12 protein-coding genes are annotated in these 17,401 nt (G+C 64.0%); all 12 read left to right on the forward strand.

Annotated features, from left to right (window positions below; translation table 11 throughout):
- The first annotated feature begins 4 nt into the window (after nt 1–4).
- Nucleotides 5–856 (forward strand): 3-keto-disaccharide hydrolase, encoded by an 852-nt coding sequence (locus tag V5E97_RS13925; protein ID WP_406699921.1) that lies wholly within the window; start codon nt 5–7, stop codon nt 854–856.
- 300 nt (nt 857–1,156) lie between these two features.
- Nucleotides 1,157–2,800, forward strand: coding sequence for a HEAT repeat domain-containing protein (locus tag V5E97_RS13930; protein ID WP_406699922.1), 1,644 nt, complete (start codon nt 1,157–1,159; stop codon nt 2,798–2,800).
- Nucleotides 2,797–3,744 (forward strand): hypothetical protein, encoded by a 948-nt coding sequence (locus V5E97_RS13935; RefSeq protein ID WP_406699923.1) that lies wholly within the window; start codon nt 2,797–2,799, stop codon nt 3,742–3,744. The genes V5E97_RS13930 and V5E97_RS13935 overlap by 4 nt, the downstream gene beginning before the upstream one ends.
- A gap of 140 nt (nt 3,745–3,884) precedes the next feature.
- Complete coding sequence (locus V5E97_RS13940; RefSeq protein WP_406699924.1) at nt 3,885–7,391, forward strand: outer membrane protein assembly factor BamB family protein; 3,507 nt, start codon at nt 3,885–3,887, stop codon at nt 7,389–7,391.
- Nucleotides 7,388–9,886, forward strand: a complete 2,499-nt coding sequence (locus tag V5E97_RS13945; protein WP_406699925.1) for an ABC transporter substrate-binding protein — start codon at nt 7,388–7,390, stop codon at nt 9,884–9,886. Before V5E97_RS13940 ends, V5E97_RS13945 begins: the two co-directional genes overlap by 4 nt.
- Complete coding sequence (locus V5E97_RS13950) at nt 9,862–11,349, forward strand: hypothetical protein (protein WP_406699926.1); 1,488 nt, start codon at nt 9,862–9,864, stop codon at nt 11,347–11,349. Before V5E97_RS13945 ends, V5E97_RS13950 begins: the two co-directional genes overlap by 25 nt.
- A 96-nt stretch (nt 11,350–11,445) precedes the next feature.
- Nucleotides 11,446–12,444, forward strand: coding sequence for a squalene synthase HpnC (hpnC, locus tag V5E97_RS13955; RefSeq protein WP_406699927.1), 999 nt, complete (start codon nt 11,446–11,448; stop codon nt 12,442–12,444).
- Entirely contained in the window at nt 12,441–13,343 is a 903-nt protein-coding gene (locus tag V5E97_RS13960) for a phytoene/squalene synthase family protein (RefSeq protein ID WP_406699928.1), read from the forward strand. Before hpnC ends, V5E97_RS13960 begins: the two co-directional genes overlap by 4 nt.
- On the forward strand, nt 13,337–14,926 hold the full coding sequence (hpnE, locus tag V5E97_RS13965; protein ID WP_406699929.1) for a hydroxysqualene dehydroxylase HpnE: 1,590 nt from the start codon (nt 13,337–13,339) through the stop codon (nt 14,924–14,926). The genes V5E97_RS13960 and hpnE overlap by 7 nt, the downstream gene beginning before the upstream one ends.
- 102 nt (nt 14,927–15,028) lie before the next feature.
- Nucleotides 15,029–15,421 (forward strand): response regulator, encoded by a 393-nt coding sequence (locus tag V5E97_RS13970; RefSeq protein WP_406699930.1) that lies wholly within the window; start codon nt 15,029–15,031, stop codon nt 15,419–15,421.
- Complete coding sequence (locus V5E97_RS13975) at nt 15,387–16,838, forward strand: bifunctional folylpolyglutamate synthase/dihydrofolate synthase (protein ID WP_406699931.1); 1,452 nt, start codon at nt 15,387–15,389, stop codon at nt 16,836–16,838. Before V5E97_RS13970 ends, V5E97_RS13975 begins: the two co-directional genes overlap by 35 nt.
- Nucleotides 16,839–16,927: 89 nt before the next feature.
- Nucleotides 16,928–17,350, forward strand: a complete 423-nt coding sequence (locus V5E97_RS13980; RefSeq protein WP_406699932.1) for a DUF423 domain-containing protein — start codon at nt 16,928–16,930, stop codon at nt 17,348–17,350.
- Nucleotides 17,351–17,401 lie beyond the last annotated feature (51 nt).

Genomic DNA, 17,401 nt, shown 5'->3' on the forward strand with positions numbered 1-17,401 from the left:
AACGATGACGCCGTTGCGTGTTCCGAAGACCTTCCTGGCCTTGAGCCTCACCGCACTCTTGCCCCTCTCGGTAGTCGCCGACTCGCCGAGCGACGTTCCCTCGTTCGCCAAGGACGTTCCTCAGGTCAAGACGGGCGAGCCGATCTTCAAGTTCAACGGTAAGGATCTCACGGGGTTTTACACCTACACCAGGGACCACAAGCTGGAAGACCCCAACAAGGTTTTCACGGTCAAGGACGGCGCGATTCGCGTCTCCGGTCAAGAATTCGGCGGGTTTACCACTCGCGACGAATACAGCAACTACCACTTGGTTACCGAGTGGCGTTGGGGCGATAAGACCTGGGCTCCTCGAGAAACCAAATCACGCGACTCGGGCATTCTGGTTCACTGCGTCGGCCCTGATGGCGCCGCGGGGGGCAACTGGATGATGTCCCAGGAGTGCCAGATTATCGAGGGAGGTTGCGGCGACTTCATCATGGTCGGCGGGACGATCGATGGAAAAGCCGTGCGCCCCAGCCTGACCTGCGAGACGCGGGTCGGCCCCCCGAACAATCAGCTCTACTACGAAAAGGGGGGCAAATCGGTCACGGTCAATCAGCGCTACAACTGGTGGGGCCGCGACCCGGAATGGAAGGATGTGCTCGGCTTCCGTGGCAAGCGAGACGTCGAAAAGCCCGTCGGCGAATGGAACCGGTTGGAAGTGATTTGCGACGGCGATACCATCACCAATATCGTCAACGGCTACGTCGTCAACGTCGGCACCAAGTCGAGCCTGACCAAAGGCAAGATCCTCTTCCAGTCCGAAGGGGCGGAACTCCATTTCCGTAAGATCGAAGTTCGGCCGCTCGTGAAGTAAGGCTGTCGGCCTGACCTATCTCCGACCTGCCTCTGATGAGCTCAGGTCGGTTGTTCCTTCTGAATTGCCCGCGTTCTGAAAGATTAGGGTCGATCGTCGGCCCCCACCTTTTCTGGGGGCCGACAATGGACCTCAGCCAGCGACCCAACCGCGCACACGCTCGATGACCACTTCCCCGGCGGTCGCGGACACGTTCTCAGATCCATTTCGATTTGAGCTGAGATTTCCCTCGGCCACGCATGAGGGATACAATGGTGATGTTCGCCCTTGCCGAGAGACGTGGAAGGGGAAGTCGCTTCAATGTCGCGGATGGCTCCCATTTCGATCTGCGCGATCGCCACGGCCCTTCTGGCCGTCGGTAGTTCGTACGTTCGCGCCTCGGATGACCCGGCGATCGACCGTGGTCTCGCCTATCTCCGCCAGCATACGACCGACCAGCAGGCGGGGGAAACCGCCCTGATCGCCTTGGCGTTCCTCAAGGGGGACGTCCCGTTGAGTGATCCCGCGGTCGTGGCCTGCTTCACGAAAATCCGCCAGCGCTTCACTAGTGTGAGCTACAAACCGGAACGCTCCAACGGCCACGAGGTCTACGAGGCGGCCGTGATCGCCATGGCGTTGGCCAACCTGGATGCCGAATCGAGACGATCCGACCTCGAACAGGTGGCCAGCTTCCTCGTCAGCCGACAAAAGGCCAATGGGTCGTGGGACTATCCCAACCGAGCCAATGGGGATACCTCGATCTCCCAGTATGCCGTTCTCGGTCTCTGGGAAGCGGAGAACGGCGGTGCCCGTGTTCCCGCGAGTGTCTGGGATCGGGCCGCCCAGTGGTTCATGTCGACGCAAGGTTCCACGGGCGCCTGGCGGTATCACTCCGACGAACTCAACCAGCCCGAGACCATCTCGATGACTGCCGCGGGAGTGGGCAGTCTTCTGATCTGCAAACGCCAGTTGGCCCAGTATCGCACTGCGAAGACGCAGCAAAGCACGCTTCTGATCCCGCTCAACCCCGAAGGAGCCAACACCCGATACGAGGTCAAAACACCGTTCAATCGGATCGACCAATCGATCGGTGGCGGCATGAACTGGCTGGCCGCCAGCTTTACCACTTCGCCCAGCCCGATCGTCGGGCCTTCGATTTACTATGGCCTCTATGGCCTCGAACGAATTGGAGCCCTGGCCGACAAGACGATGCTTGGTCGAATCGACTGGTACGAGCGGGGGCGTTCGTTTATTCACTCGAGCCAGACCGCCCACGGCGCCTGGAGCTCAGCCCACGGCGAGCCGATGAACACGGTCTGGGCGATTCTGTTTCTGAGCCGATCGACCGCCAAAACGCTCCGTCGGATCGAGGTCAAGCGACTGGGCGCGGGCACCTTACTCGGAGGCCGAGGGCTGCCGACTGACCTGTCGAGCATGACGGTCGCGGGGGGGCGTGTCGTCAGCCGGCCCATGAATGGCGCGGTCGAAGGAATGCTGGCCGTGCTCGAAGACCCACGGGCCCAGTTCGCGGAATCGGCGCTCTCCGGGCTCGTAACTCGTTACGAAACGGAGGGTCCCGCCGTACTTCGCCCCCACAAGGAACGGTTTCGGAAGCTCTTGCTCAGCCCCGATCAAGGCCTGCGACGCGCTGCCGCCTGGGCCTTGGGCCGCACCGGCGAACTCGAGGCTGTTCCGCCTTTGATTGAGGCGCTGACCGACTCCGACGAGGAAGTCGTCAATACGGCTCGGATCGGCCTCCAACTGCTCAGCCGCAAGATCGACGGCCTCGGCCCCCCCTCGACGTCGACTCCCGCCCAGCGCGAAGAGGCTGCGAATCGCTGGAAGGCCTGGTACGACACGATCCGTCCGCTCGAGCTCAACGGTCAGCGTGATGAGAAGTCGGGGCCGCCCGCGACCAGCACGGTGCCCGCGCTTCCGGCGGCCGGGTCAAGGGAGCCACGATGACCCCTTCAAGCACGCCGGCACCGCCGCAGGAGGGCCGCCCCGAACCGCAAGTCCGGGGCGAGTCGATCTACGATCGAGTCACTTCGCTCCTGATGGCCATTGTCATCGGCGCCCTGCTGGTCGTCGGCTGGCTGGGCCTGGTCTATGCGACCAATCAGGCCTATGCGTCCCGAGTGACCGCCCCCCTTGAGATCGTCGACGTCTTCGGCGGCGGCGGAGGCAGCCCTGACGGTACAGCGGGCTCGACCGAGAAGATCGATGTCGCCGGCGCGGAGGTCGCCGCTCAGGCCTCGAACAATGAGGAAGTGGCCGGCGATTTCGAAGAACCGTCGGTGCAGGAAACGCCCTCCGCCATGCTCGACGCCGTGGCCGACGCCGGCCAGTCCCTCGCGGAAGTGGACCTGGGAGCCGTGATGCCGACCGGAGGCGCAGTGGCCAGCGGCCGCCGAGCGTCGAAGATCGGAACCGGCGGGCCGGGCTTGGGGCTGGGGCCAGGCGACGGAGGCGTCCCACGCGAGCAACGCTGGAGTATCGTCTACAACCCCGGTCAGACCCCTGATGAGTACGCACGCCAGCTCGACGCCCTCAAGGTCGAGTTAGCCGTCGTGAGCGGGAACAACCAGCTTACCTACGTTTCCAACTTCTCCAACGCAACCCCCACCACGCGCCGGGGCTCGGGACAGGGAGACGACCGGCTCTACTTCCTCTGGCAAGGCCGGGGTCGAAAGGCCTCCGACGTCGCCCTGCTTCAGAAGGCAGGGATTGAGGTGGGGGAGGGGGTTGTGATCCAGTTCTACCCGAAGCAGGTGGAGAACACGCTAGCCCAGCTCGAAGTCCGTTTTCGAGGGAAACAGCCTGCCGAGATCCGGGTCACTCGATTCAGCGTGGTGCCCAAAGGGGACGGCTACGGCTTTGCGGTCCTGGCTCAGGAAACGCTTCATTGATGTTTCACCGTCGCTCCCGGAATCAGCCTTGTGATCGAGTCTCGAGCCGGTGGAGCCAGACGGCTCCGGGCTCTCCCCCGACCTCGGGAAGCAAGACGGCACGTCTCGTTCCCACGTCCCTCAAGGTTTGACGAGTCCGCATGGCCACGCTCGAAGTTCATGACGGTCAGGGGCGAGTTCAACGCGTCACCATCACGCGTGAGCAGACGGTTCTGTTCGGCTCGAGCCCGAAGTGTGAGATCGTCCTGAACGGGGACGGAGTCTTGCCGTTCCACGGACGTTTGCGTTGGAAGTCCAGCCGCTACAAGGCCGACGCCTCGCCGGACGCCGGTGCGATCGAGATCAACGGCAGGCGGATGGCGTCGTCGAGCTTTCGTCAGGGCGACGAGATCGTGGTCGGCCCTTGCCGGATCTTCATGATTCACGCCGATGAGGATCTTCCCCAGGACGATAAGACGCGGATCCAGCCGGCACCGTTCATTTCGACGGCCCCGGCCACGACGACCGCGAAATCTCGGTCACGCGTTCGACCGGGGAAGCCGTTCGAGCGGCAGGACTGGATCGAGGATCTGGCGGTGGCCCCTCCCTCGGCGGAAATGGCGGTGGCCCCCTCGGACTCTCGCGAGCGCGGGGGACGCCATAAAAGCCGCCGGCCTCGCGCCGACGCCAAGTCGAAAACGGGGAAGCGTGGCGTTCGTGGGCTCTTCGACCGGTTCTTCTCAACTCAGGTCGCCCCTGGCGAGGAGCGGGTGCTCACCTCGCCGCTCGTCTTTGGGTTGGTCGGCGCGGTGGTCGTCCTGGTCGTGCTCGGGTTTGCGCTCAACACGATCATCGCTCGAACCGTGACGACGCGTATGTTTCACCGGGCCGTGGAGAGTCTTGACGACGGCGACTATCGCAACGCGATCCGTCGCTTCGACGAGTTTCTCGCCAGGAAGTCGGGCGATGAATCGCGAGACAGTAAGGCCCGCGTGCTTCGAGCGCTGGCCAACGTCCGACAGTTCACCTCGAGTACGGGGGCCTCATGGTCGAACGCCCTGACCGCCGAGCGCGAGATGCTCGATCAGGTCGGCGACGAGCCTGCCTTTCGCGATTCGAGCATCGAACTGGCCGAGCTGGTGCTCAAGACCGGAGAGTCGCTTGCCGACCGGGCGCGAGTGGTGGCCGACGCGGCAAGCTTGGGCGAGGCGGAATCGGCGTTGGCACTTCACGCCAGGGTCGCGGGGAGCGCGAAGGAGCTCCAGCTTGGGCGCTCCAAGTTACCAGCCAAGATCAGCGTGGCCCGAGCGGCCGTCCGCAAGGGGGCGATTCGCTCGCAGTCTCTGGTCGCCATGGACGCTGCGATCCAGGCGGGCTCGGCCGGCGACGCCTACAAGGCCCGCGACGCCCTCGTCCGGCAGTATGCCGACCTCGCGGGCGATCGCGAACTGATTGCGCGGATGACCCGTGCCAATGACCTGATCCGTCGCGCGGTCACATTCGACTCGTCGCGCCGACCGGCCGAGACCGAGCCTCATCGGGAGCCGCTCGGGCCTCCCACGAGCTTTGTGCTCCGTTCGAAGCAAACCGATGCGACCTCGACCTCGGCCCTGGATCAGTGCGTGTTCGCCCTGGCCGACGGTTACGTCTATGGAATCAAGGGCGAGACCGGTGCGCCGATCTGGCAGGTGCCGGTCGGTCTGTCCTCTCCTTTTTCACCCCTGGCCATCTCTGGCGGAACGACGGTTCTGGCGTTCGACTCACGCCATGATGAACTGGTCAAGCTCAACGCAAAGACCGGAGAACTGATCTGGCGGCAAGGGCTCGGGGGACCCATCGACGACCCGCCGCTCGTGCTCGGCAACCAAGTGATTCAGGCGGCCCCTGACGGAAACGTGTACGTTCTCGACCTCGTCAGCGGAGAACTTCGCGCGACCTACCGGCTGGGCTTGCCGCTGACGAGAAGCCCGATCAGCGACGAGTCGGGCCAGTATCTCTATGTGCTCGCCAATCAAGACTGCCTGTTCGTCCTGAAGCGAGACCCGATCTCGTGCGAGGCCGTGGAGTATCTCGGACATGCGCCCGGCTCGCTGCCTTGCACCCCCGCGCGGCTGGGACGATTCCTGGTCATCCCGGAAAATCATGCGTTGACCGAAGGTCGTTGGCGGGTCTGCATCCTTGAAGACGACGGAGCCCGAATCCGCCAGGGGCAGCAGGTCGCGATCCCGGGTTGGACCCGCGCCACTCCCGCGTCGTCCGGATCGGTCATCTGGGCCACGGGCGATCGGGCGGGAGTCGCCGCCTACGCAATCGGAGACTACGGAGAAAAGGCGCCGTTCCGGCTGATCGCTCAGTTTACCGCGGATGCCAAGTCCTCCGGACCTGCCTTCGGGTTCGCTCGCTCCGAACACGAGCTCTGGCTGTCCGGCGGCCGACCCGGGCGCTACGATCTGTCGGTCGAGAAGGGCGCACTCGATAAGGTCTGGTCGTTGACCGGCGTCGGTCCCGCCCTGGCCCCGCTCCAGGTCGTCGGTTCGAGCGTCGTTCTCACTCATCAGTTCATCGAGAGGCCGGGCGTTTCACTCTGGGGGCTCGATCCCAAGACGGGGATCGTCCGCTGGCAGACCGTCCTCGGATCGGCCTGGCCCTTGGCGTTGCAGAACACGCCTCGAAGCGACGAGCTGACCACGTTGGGGATGGATGGGCAGCGCCTGTCCTTATCTGATCGTCAGCTCAGGGCAGGGGGGTTCCTCGAATCCACCTTGCCCCGTCCCGCCGAATTTCGGATCCCGGTGGGCGTCGAGCGACGGCTCGAGGGGGAGGGAAGCACCATTCTCGTCCCCGGGTCGAGCGCGAAACAGTTGCTTGTGAGTCGCGAGGGGGGGGCGTTCCGACCGATCGATCTCCCGGTCGCCTTGGGGGCGTCCCCCTTGTTCTGGGGACGCGACGTCCTCATTCCGGGCAGTGACGGTCGCGCGTACCTGATCGATCCGACGACCGGAGAATCAAGGGCTGAGCCGTTCGTCCCCGACTTCGATCGAACCCACGCCACTTCCTGGCGGGCTCCCGCCCGGCTCGACGACGATGCCGTGGTTCTGGTCGATGACGCGGGGAAAGTGCGCCGGCTGACCCTGGTCAACGACCCCAGGCCGCGGCTGGTCGCCTCGGTCGAGGTATCCCTTGGGGCGAGCTTGCTCGCCGACCCGGTTTCGACCGGATCAGCGATCGTCCTGGCGACTTCCGATGGTCGACTCCGCTCGCTCGCCGCCCGCGACCTCAGCCCGATTGGCGCCTGGCCTGTAGAGTCGTCGCTGGCGATGCTCCCGACTTCCCTTGGCAGCCTCGTTTTTGCGACCGATCAGAGTGGAGGCGTTTATGCGTTCGGGGCGGACGGGCAGAGAATCTGGTCGACCAAACTCCGCGGCACCGGCGCTGTCTCGGCACCCGCGATCCTCGACGATTCCGTCTCGTTTCTCACCCAGGATGGCGTGCTGCATCGACTCTCGTTGACCGACGGCTCACCCCTCGATCGGATCGAGCTAAACTTACTTCCGGCCGGCGACTTGCTGACCAGCGGACCTGACCTCGTCGTTCCCGTGGCCAATGGTACGGTACGCCTTCTCAGTCTTCAGAAGGAATCGGGCGGGAAGCCGTCGACCAGCCCATGACCATGAGACCGCTTCAGAATCAGACTACCTGGCTTGAATCGATCCGGAGCCAAAGACCGGGACGGGTCCTCGCGCTCGGAATCAGTACGCTCATCGTCGTGCTGGGAATCGGCAGCCTCCCCACCGCCGTGCACGGGCAGAATCCGGCTGGTGGCGGAGCCAATCCCGACTTGCTTCGCTCAACGCCGTTCGACCGCGTGACGCTCATCGATGGGACGATCCTCACCGTCGATCCCGTCAGCCCGAGGCCTCTGCCCGTCTACGACGCCGAGAAAGAGCGGAAGCTGAAGCAGGCGTTTCGTCCCCCCGCCGAGGGCAACATCGGCCTGCCGGGCTCCAAAACCAAGGTCGTCATGCCCGGTTCCCAGGAGAAAGCCGAGGAGGCCGCCAGCCAGGTCTCGCTGCACCTGGTCGAGGGAGAAATTCGCGACTTCAAGGTGAAGCGAGGCAGCATCAAGAAAGTGGAGTACTTCGAGGACTTGCTGCTGGCCGAGGGTGACCGGTGGCTCGCCAGCCGGAACTATGCCAAGGCGTTCGAGTGCTTCCTTCGCGTTCAGACCCGCGAGCCTGGCTGGGCCGGGCTTGCCGACCGGGTGAATCGCCTCTTGTACGAAGAAGGGAGCGCCGCTCTCATCGACGGTGACGGGGAGCGCGGTCTACGGCTTCTCCGCGAGCTCTTTCTTCGCAAACCGGACTATCCCGAGCTCGCCGATAAATTGGCCAAAGCTTATGGTTCCCGGGCTGACCACGCATTCGAAATTGGGCTCTACGCTCTGGGGCGGAAAATTCTCCATGAACTCGAACCGCTGGCGCCAAATCATCCGGTCGTCAGCGAAGTGCGCGAACGGTTTATCAGCCGCGCCCGGCAACTTACCGAACGGGCCACGCCCCTGACCGGCCCCGCACGGCTCGACGCTCTGACCGAAGCGCTCCGCGTCTGGCCCAAATTCGAGGAGGCGAGCCGGAGCTACACCGCTGCCTTTGCCTCGGTGCCGACTCTTGATGTCGGGGTCATCGATATCCCCCATCCCATCGGCCCCTGGGTCCACGCTCCCGCAGACGACCGCGTCTCGCACCTGCTCTATGTACCGATACTCGCGCGTGACGACGATGAGTCGGCCGAGGGCAAGCGACCCGGTCAGCTTGCGGCGGGGCTCGAAGAGTCCAACCTGGGGCGAAGGTTCGTGATCCAGCTCCGCCAAGGGGTGAACTGGTCGGATGGTTCCCGGTCGGTATCGGCCAATGATGTCGCTCGCTCCTTCACCGACCGCACCGAACCAGCCTCGCCCCAATACAACGCCCGCTGGGCGGAATCGATCGAACGGGTGGAGACGCCCGATCCGACACGGGTCGAACTTCGGCTGAACCGTTCCTTCTTGAAGCTGAAATCCTGGTTGCTCTCGCCGGTCGGTCCGGCACATGGGGGGTGGGACGGCCGGGTTGCGACCAGCGATCGGGGCCGTCAGCTCGTGACCGACGGTCCGTTCGAGCTCGCCTCATCGGCCGCCGACGAGGTCCAATTCCTCGCCTTGGATCGGTCCGACTCTCCCGGGGGGACCAAGTTACGGCGAATTCGCGAGACCCGATACGCTGACGCTGCGACGGCCCTCGGCGCCTTGGTTCGAGGTGAGGTCAGTCTTCTTGAGCACGTTCCGGCCGATCGGCTCCCCGCGTTGGCTGCGAACCCCGACCTCAAAGTCGGTCGTTACTCGGTCCCTTCCATGCACCGAATTGCCCTCGACGGTCGGAATCCGATGCTTCGGAACCGGGCATTGCGGCGCGGTCTCTCCTACGCGATCAATCGCCGCCTGCTCCTCGAAGAGACGCTCTTGAAGCGTCCCCCCGATGAGATCAACCTGGTCTCCGACGGACCGTTCGCCAAAGGGACGGTAGCCGATGCGCCCGACGTACTTCCCCTGGGCTACGACCCACTCCTGGCGGCCATGCTCGTGGCCGCCGCCCGGAAGGAACTGGAGGCGGGACCGATCAAGCTGACTCTCGAGTACCCCTCGATCCCAGAGGCTCAGGCGGTCGTGCCGAAGCTGGTCGATGCCCTCAAGCTTGTGGGCGTCACCCTCGTTCCGATCGAACGTCGCGAGTCGGAACTCGAGTCGGAACTTCGCGCGGGCCGGAAGTTTGACCTGGCTTATCGTGCGTCCCGTTCCGACGATCCGGTGCTGGATCTGGGAGTGTTCCTCTGTCCGGGGTACGATGCACCTTCGGCGGCCGGGACCCTCGCCTCGGTCGCCAGCCCGAGAATCCTCCAACTGCTCCTTGAACTCGAACGTGTTTCGGAATGGCCCTCCGCACGCGGGATCGCGATCCAGATCGACCGCGAGAGTCGCGACGAGCTCCCCGTCCTGCCGCTCTGGCAGCTCGAAGATCACTATGCCTGGCGAACCCGCTTGAAAGGGCCTGCCGAGGCCTCCAGCAAACTCTACGAAGGGATCGAGTCGTGGGAGATCGAACCGTGGTTCGCACTGGACCCGTGGTGATTGCGACGCTCGCCCTTGCGCTGGTGATGGCGTTGGGGGGCGAGGCGTCCGGAGCACCTTCCGCGAAAATCGAGCCGCCGACCGAGGGCTTGCCTTACCGGATTGAAGCTTCGATTCGGATTGATCCGAAAACGCGGATTGATGCCCGTTCGCGCGATCGCCTCTTCGCGGAGTGGCTCGCCCTGGTCCACCGATTCGTCGGAGCCCCCTGGGACCTGACCGTTGCCAAGGATCAAGCGACTCAATTCGCGGGTGATCTGGACTCTCTCGACGCCAAGAACTTCGCTTCGGTTTCGGCCGAGCGCGACAAGGTCTGGGTCATCCGGCTCGAACAGGTCAAGGCTGGCTACGCGCTCTCCGGACGCGAGTTCGACGTCAGTACGGGGCGGCTGGGGCCGACTTTTCAACGCGCCGTGCCGATCGTCGAGGACCTGCCCAGGGAGCTGTTGCGACTCGCACTCGACCTGTTCAGTCCGATCGCCGAACTGGTTGAGCAAGAAGCGGGAGGCGCAACGCTCGCTGTCCGAGGGGGGGCCATCGAACCCGCCAGTCCCGCGGGCCGAGTCGTCGGACCGGGTTCGATCTTTCAGCCCGTCCGGCTCGTGTTTCAACCCGATGGCTCGACACGGATCTTGAATCTCCCATTCTCCTACCTGAAAGTTGAAAAGCTTGAAGGGGCGAGAGCGCGGTGCAGCATCGTCAGCGCCTTCAGAGATCCGTTCACCCAGCGGATCGCACGCAAGAACAAGCTGATCGCCCTCGGAGTCAAGCCGGCGGACCGTCCCACCCGGCTCAAATTTGTGACGCGCCCGGACATGACGCCCGCCGCAGGTTACGTCCTGACCATCCGGACCTTGCCCGACGGGCCTACCCGCGAAGTGGGAATCACCGACCGTCAGGGGCGGATCGTCCTCGAATCCGGATTCGCCAGCGAGCTCGTCGTCATTCGACTTCTGGCCGGTAACATCGAACCGATGGTCGAATTGCCCCTCATGCCTGGCGAATCGGCCACGGAGCGAACGATTCCTTTCGTTCCGAAACCAGCCACAGTCGTGCTCGAAGCCCAACTCGACTCGCTTCGCGACACGGTTATCGACCTGGTGGCGGTTCGCGCCCGGCTGGAGGCCCGCCTCAAAGCGAGGGCCGAGGGAGATGACTGGGCAGGGGTTGAGGCCACCCTGAACGAGTTCACCAAACTGACACCTCGCGATCTCTTGGCGACCAAGCTCGCGACGCTGAAAGAGGATGCCACCCGACAGCAGGCGCTCACCAAAACCGCCATCTTGACGAAAACGGCGCAGGCGCAAATCGCGGAGGTCCAGGCGTTGATCGACCGCTACCTCGACGACGAAATCGTCCGCAGTTATACCGAAGCATTGCAGGCGTCTCGCGACGCGGCGGCTGCTCAAGCCAAGGCCGAGGCCCGTAAAAAAGCGACTGCACGGCCGCCTCGCAACCCTTGAGCCCCACGGGATGAATTGACGCGTCTGGCGGGTGGCGACCTTGGAGACTAGAATCGGGCACGATGCCCGCAGCCGAATTGCCACCAGGATGCCCCGATGCCCTTCTTGGATGACCTCCGCCAGTACGGCCCGGATGCCTCGTATTCGTTGACCTTGGCAGAGGCTCGGGCCTATTGCGCCCGGCTCACCGCCTCGCACTACGAGAATTTCAGCGTGGTGACCTGGCTCACCCCGCGCCGACTTCGCCCGGCCTTTCAAAGCATCTATGCCTTTTGCCGCTGGTCGGACGACCTTGGCGACGAGATCGGTGATCGGCAGAAATCGCGTGAGCTCCTCGCCTGGTGGCGGGGGGAGCTGCGGGGGATGTTCCAGGGCGGGACGCCCGTTCGCCATCCCGTGATGCAAACACTCCGCGAGACGGTCGAGGAGTTTTCGATCCCGATCGAGCCATTCGAAGCCTTGATCTCGGCTTTCGAGCAGGATCAGGACCTCACCAATTATACGACTTATGAGCAGTTGCTTGACTATTGCTCGCGGTCAGCCAACCCGGTCGGGCATCTGGTGCTCTACCTGGCCAGGTCGTTCAACCCGGAGAACGTCCAACTCTCCGACATGACCTGTACGGGCTTGCAACTGGCGAACTTTTGGCAGGACGTGGCCCGCGACCTGGCCATCGGACGGATCTACCTTCCGCGCGAAGACCGCCAGCGGTTCGGCTACTCCGACGCGGACTTACATGGGCTCAAGTTCACGCCCGAGTTCGCCGCCCTGCTGAAGTTCGAGGTTGATCGGGCTCGCTCCTTGCTCGAAGCAGGGCATCGACTGGTCGTACTCATGCCGCGGGACATCGCGGTGGATGTCGACCTGTTCTCGCGAGGCGGGCTGGCGATTCTCGATCGGATCGAGGGGCAAGGCTTCGACGTTCTGACGAGCCGCCCCCGGTTGAGCAAGCTCACGAAATTTGGCTTGCTCGCCCGCGCCCTTTTCTCCGGCCCGAGGCCGTTGGCGCCTCGCGAGGCCAAGCTCGATTCCTCCACCCCGGCGACGGGGGGAAGCCAACGGGTGCCGACGGGCCAGGGAGGGACACGGCCATGAATGATGCACTGCGGGCCAGCTACCGATTCTGTGGCACACTGTCGCGCAAGGAGGCGAAGAACTTTTATTACAGTTTCCTCGTGCTCCCCGCGCCCCTGCGCCGCTCGATGTGTGCGCTGTACGCTTTTCTGAGGCACACGGACGACCTGGCCGACGAGCCAGCCCCCGCCGGCGACCAGCGGGCGCGGCTCGACGCCTGGCGTCAGAGTGTCGATCGGGCACTCACCGGCGGGTCGGCGAACTGCTGGCCCGGCCTACCTGCGCTGATCGACACGGTGGAGCGGCACGCGATTCCCCGGCGGTATCTCGACGAGGTCATCAATGGAGTTGAGATCGACCTGGAACCTCGCCCTTTTGCGACGTTCGAGGAGCTCCACGGCTATTGCTATCAGGTCGCCTCGGTCGTCGGTCTGAGTTGTATCCATATCTGGGGATACGAATCGGATGGAGGGCGTGCCGAAGAACTGGCCGAATCATGCGGCGTGGCATTACAACTGACCAATATCGTCCGCGACGTCCGCGAGGATGCGACTCGGGGGCGGATCTACCTTCCCGAGGAAGACCTCGATCGGTTCGGGGTTCGCCCCGAAGACCTGGTCGCCGACCGAACCAACGATCGGCTGCGGAACCTGCTCGAATTCGAAGCGCAACGCGCCTACGAGTACTACGAAAAAGCGGCCGACCTCGACCGTTTGATCGCGCCTGTCGGGCGGCCGGTGCATCGCACGATTGTCGGGATCTATCGCACGCTGCTTGATGAAATCGTCAGACGCCGTTATGAGGTCATGGCCAAGCGCGTTTCGCTCTCCCCCTGGCGTAAGGCCGCGATTACGATTCGCTCGTTCTCGGGACGTTTCGAGCGTCCGGAACCGAGCCGAGCGGAGGTCCCTCGGTGTTGAACTCGTCTCGGACTCCGGCCCACGCTCATACCCATGCCCCCGCCCCTCCCCACGTCCTGATCGTCGGTGGCGGCCTCGCGGGCCTTGCGGCGGCAACAGCCCTGGCTGGCCACGACGTCAGGATCAGCGTGATCGAGAGCCGTCCCCGGCTTGGCGGCCGGGCGAGCTCGTTCATCGACCCGGCGACCGGCGAGTCGGTCGATAACTGTCAGCACGTCAGCATGACCTGCTGTACGAACCTGGCCGACTTTTGCCGACGTGTCAATATTCATGACCTTTTTCGGCGTGAGGAGAGGATCGTCTTCCTCAGTCCCGAGGGGCGAACCTCGACACTTCGCGCCGGCTTCTTACCCGCCCCACTTCATCTTGCCGGGAGCTTTCTACGGGCCAATTACCTGCGTTGGAGCGAGAAGTTACGGGTTGCGTATGGCCTGGCCTGTCTCCGCTCGGCCCGCGATGATCGACCCGGCGAGTCCTTTGCCGACTGGCTCCTCAGGCATGGCCAGACCATACGGACGATCAACCTCTACTGGGCGACCGTGTTGGTCTCCGCGCTCAATGAGCGGCTCGAGCAGATGGATGTGGGCCACGCCCGCAAAGTGTTCATCGACGGCTTCCTCCGCAATCGCGAAGGCTTCCGGATGGAGATTCCGCTCGTCCCGCTCGGCGAACTCTACGGAACACGGCTGGAAACCTGGCTTCGAGAGCATGACGTCGCCGTTCGATTGACGACCGGCGTGCGCACGGTGAAAATGGATCTTGAAGGGGAGATCCGTGGCGTGGTCCTCCGCTCGGGAGAGACGATTGACGCCGACTTCGTCGTCATGGCCGTCCCATTCGATCGGGTTCGGGCTCTCCTGCCGGAAAACGTCCAGGCGAAGGTTCCGGCGCTCGCATCCGTCGATGTTCTTCAGGCGTCTCCCATCACGGGGGTCCACCTCTGGTTCGACCGTTCGGTCTGCCCCTACGACCATGTGGTGACCGTCGGCCGTTTGATTCAATGGGTATTTAACCACACGGCCATTCAAGGTCGTTCCGCGGCAGGGCAAGGGGGAGAGTACCTGCAGTTGGTGATCAGCGCCTCGTACGATCTGCTGGCCCTCGATAAGACCGCGATCCTCGACGCCGTCATGGCGGAGCTTGCCGAGATCTGGCCGGCGACCCGAGAGGCGAACTTGGTCCGCTCCTGGGTGGTGACCGAACATGGGGCCACGTTCGCGGTCAGGCCGGGCGTCGAGGCCCATCGGCCCACGCAACGGACCCCCATCGACGGACTCTTTCTGGCGGGTGACTGGACCGACACCGGCTGGCCGGCCACGATGGAAGGTGCGGTCCGAAGCGGCTACCGAGCCGCCGAAGGAATTCTTGAGGATCTGGGACGTCCGGTTCCACTCCTCTGTCCCGAGCTCCCGACCGAACCCCTGGCCGGTTGGTTGCTGGGGGCCGACGCGGATCAGGGGCGGAACGAGCGTTCGGGAGTTCGGAATCGACCATCCTCGTCCCGAGTCGGCAATCCCCCGGCCCGCACCTTGGGAAATGGAGGACCGGCGGGGAGTGCTCGACCTGGAACGAAGAACGACTGACGTGGCAGTCACTCGTTCATTCGAGGTATGCTGAAGTCCCTGCCGTCGGGCGAGTCTCTGGAACGCAGGCCGGTGAGGAACAGGGAGGGAGGGCCGGTAGCAATGGGAGTGAACATCGTCCTGGCTGATGATGAACCCGATCTCAGAGCGGTCTACTCCACCTGTCTTCGTGCCGCCGGGCATGAGGTCTGGGAGGCGTGCGACGGGGAGGAAGCGATCGTTCTGGTGGTGGACCGGAAGCCGGCTCTCCTGATCCTCGACGTCTGGATGCCCAAGCTGAATGGTTTCGAGGTGCTCGAACGGTTGCGGGATGAAACCGAGACCGCCAATCTCAAGGTTGTGATGCTCTCGAACCTCGGCGATTCGGATACTCGGCTCGAGGGCTACTCGGTCGGGGTGACGGATTACTGGGTGAAGGGACTTTCGCTCACCGATCTTCAGGAACGCGTCGAGCGGATCCTTGCTGACATGGAACTCACGACCGACCCAGGCTGAGAAGGGGGAGGCGATCCGCCGTCCCGACATGAACGTCGACTATCAAGATCGTCTCGACTTCCTTTATGGCCGACTCAATTACGAGTGGCTGGGTATGCCGAAGCTCACCGAAGAGCTTCGCCTCGGGCGGATGCGTAAGCTGCTCCGGCTCCTCGGTGACCCACACGAATCGCTCCGGATCATCCACGTCGCGGGGACCAAGGGGAAAGGGTCAACCTCGGTGATGATCGCCGCGGCGCTCTCGGCCTCCGGTCTGCGCACGGGCCTCTTCTGTTCGCCTCACCTTCATCGCCTGGAAGAGCGATTCAGTGTCGACGGCGTGGAGGCGACCCCCGACGAATTGGTCGCGCTGACCGATGCGGTCCGCCCTGCCGTCGAGACACTCGACGCCTTCTGTGCCGATAGCCGGTATCGCGGACCCACCTTCTTCGAAATCACGACCGCGATGGGCCTGCTCCACTTCCAGAGAAAAGCGGCCGGAGCGGTTGTCCTCGAAGTCGGGATGGGGGGACGGCTCGACTCGACGAATGTAGTGCATCCCGAACTCGCGGTGATCACGACGATCTCGTTCGACCACACCCGGCAGCTTGGCTCGACCCTTGGCGCCATCGCCACGGAAAAAGCGGGGATCTTGAAACGCGACTGCCCCGCGATCAGTGGCGTCATCGAGCCGGAAGCCCGCGACGCGATTCGCCACGTCGCGGGTCAACGACGCTGCATGCTCCGCGAACTCGATTGTGACTTCCGGTACCAGTACATCCGACCGGAGACTCCGCTGACTCGTCCTGTCGCGGGCAAGGTTCATGTGAATACCTGGCGAACCGACTGGGGTGAGATCGAGCTTCCCCTTCTGGGACCCCACCAGGCGGGCAACGTCGCCGTGGCCTTGGCCAGCCTCGACGCGCTGGCCGAACGGGGATGGAACGTCGGCAGAGATGCGGTGGTCCGCGGCTTCGCGTCGTTGCGTTGGCCCGCGCGGGTGGAAGTGCTCGGCGAAGCTCCCTGGCTGGTTGTCGATAGCTCGCACAATGTCGCGTCCGCCGAGGCGCTGGCGTCGACCTTGCAAACCTGTTTTCCCGCCACGAGGCGCACCTTGATCTATGGCACAAGCCGAGACAAGGACATGCGTGGCCAGCTTCAGGTCCTCCTGCCTCTCTTCGATCAAGTTATCGCCACCCGTTACCTTGAGAATCCACGATCCGTGGCTCCCGAGGAGGTCGCGCGAACGATCGAGGAACTCGACGGTCGCGTGGCGATCGCAGCGGCCGACCCTGCCGAGGCCCTGGCCGAGGCGCGACGGCGGACCGGGCCCGACGGCCTGATCTGTGTGACCGGTTCGCTCTTCCTCGCCGCGGAGGCTCGGGCCTTGATCTTGAATGAGGAATCCGCTCCGGCGGTGGGGCGGATCTTGGCCTGAGCGAATGCGTGTCTCTTCCGACCGTGGCAAGAAAATGACAGGGTGGGTCGTGACCACCTGACAACCGTTGGCTTGGTAGAGGTGGTGCGATGTCGGGTTGGGCTTGGCTGAGAATCGGCGCGATCTCGGGGTTTCTCTCGGTCGCCCTCGGGGCCTTTGGAGCCCACTCACTGCGCGATCGCCACAAGGTCGAGGAGAGCGACTCGTTTGCGCTGAGAACGACCAAGCTGCGAACGATGGAGAATTTTGAGACCGCCGCGCGCTACCAGATGTATCATGCGCTGGCCATCGGCGCCGTCGCGTTGCTGGCCATTCACGGGAAGACAGGCGGCGCTGTCACAGTGGCGGGCTGGGGGTTTCTGATCGGGACGATTCTCTTCTCGGGAAGCCTCTACGTGCTGGTGCTCACGGGCCAGCGGTGGCTCGGGGCGATCACTCCGCTCGGCGGTCTCGGCTTCCTCGTGGGCTGGTTGGCGCTGGCCGTGGCGGCCAGCAATCCCTCGCGACCTTGATGACAGGCCCCGTCGACCAGCCCTTGGTTTGATCGATCCGACGTTCGTTTC

Origin of the sequence: Singulisphaera photorubra (genome assembly GCF_045290345.1) — a bacterium.
Taxonomy (GTDB): Bacteria; Planctomycetota; Planctomycetia; order Isosphaerales; family Isosphaeraceae; genus Singulisphaera.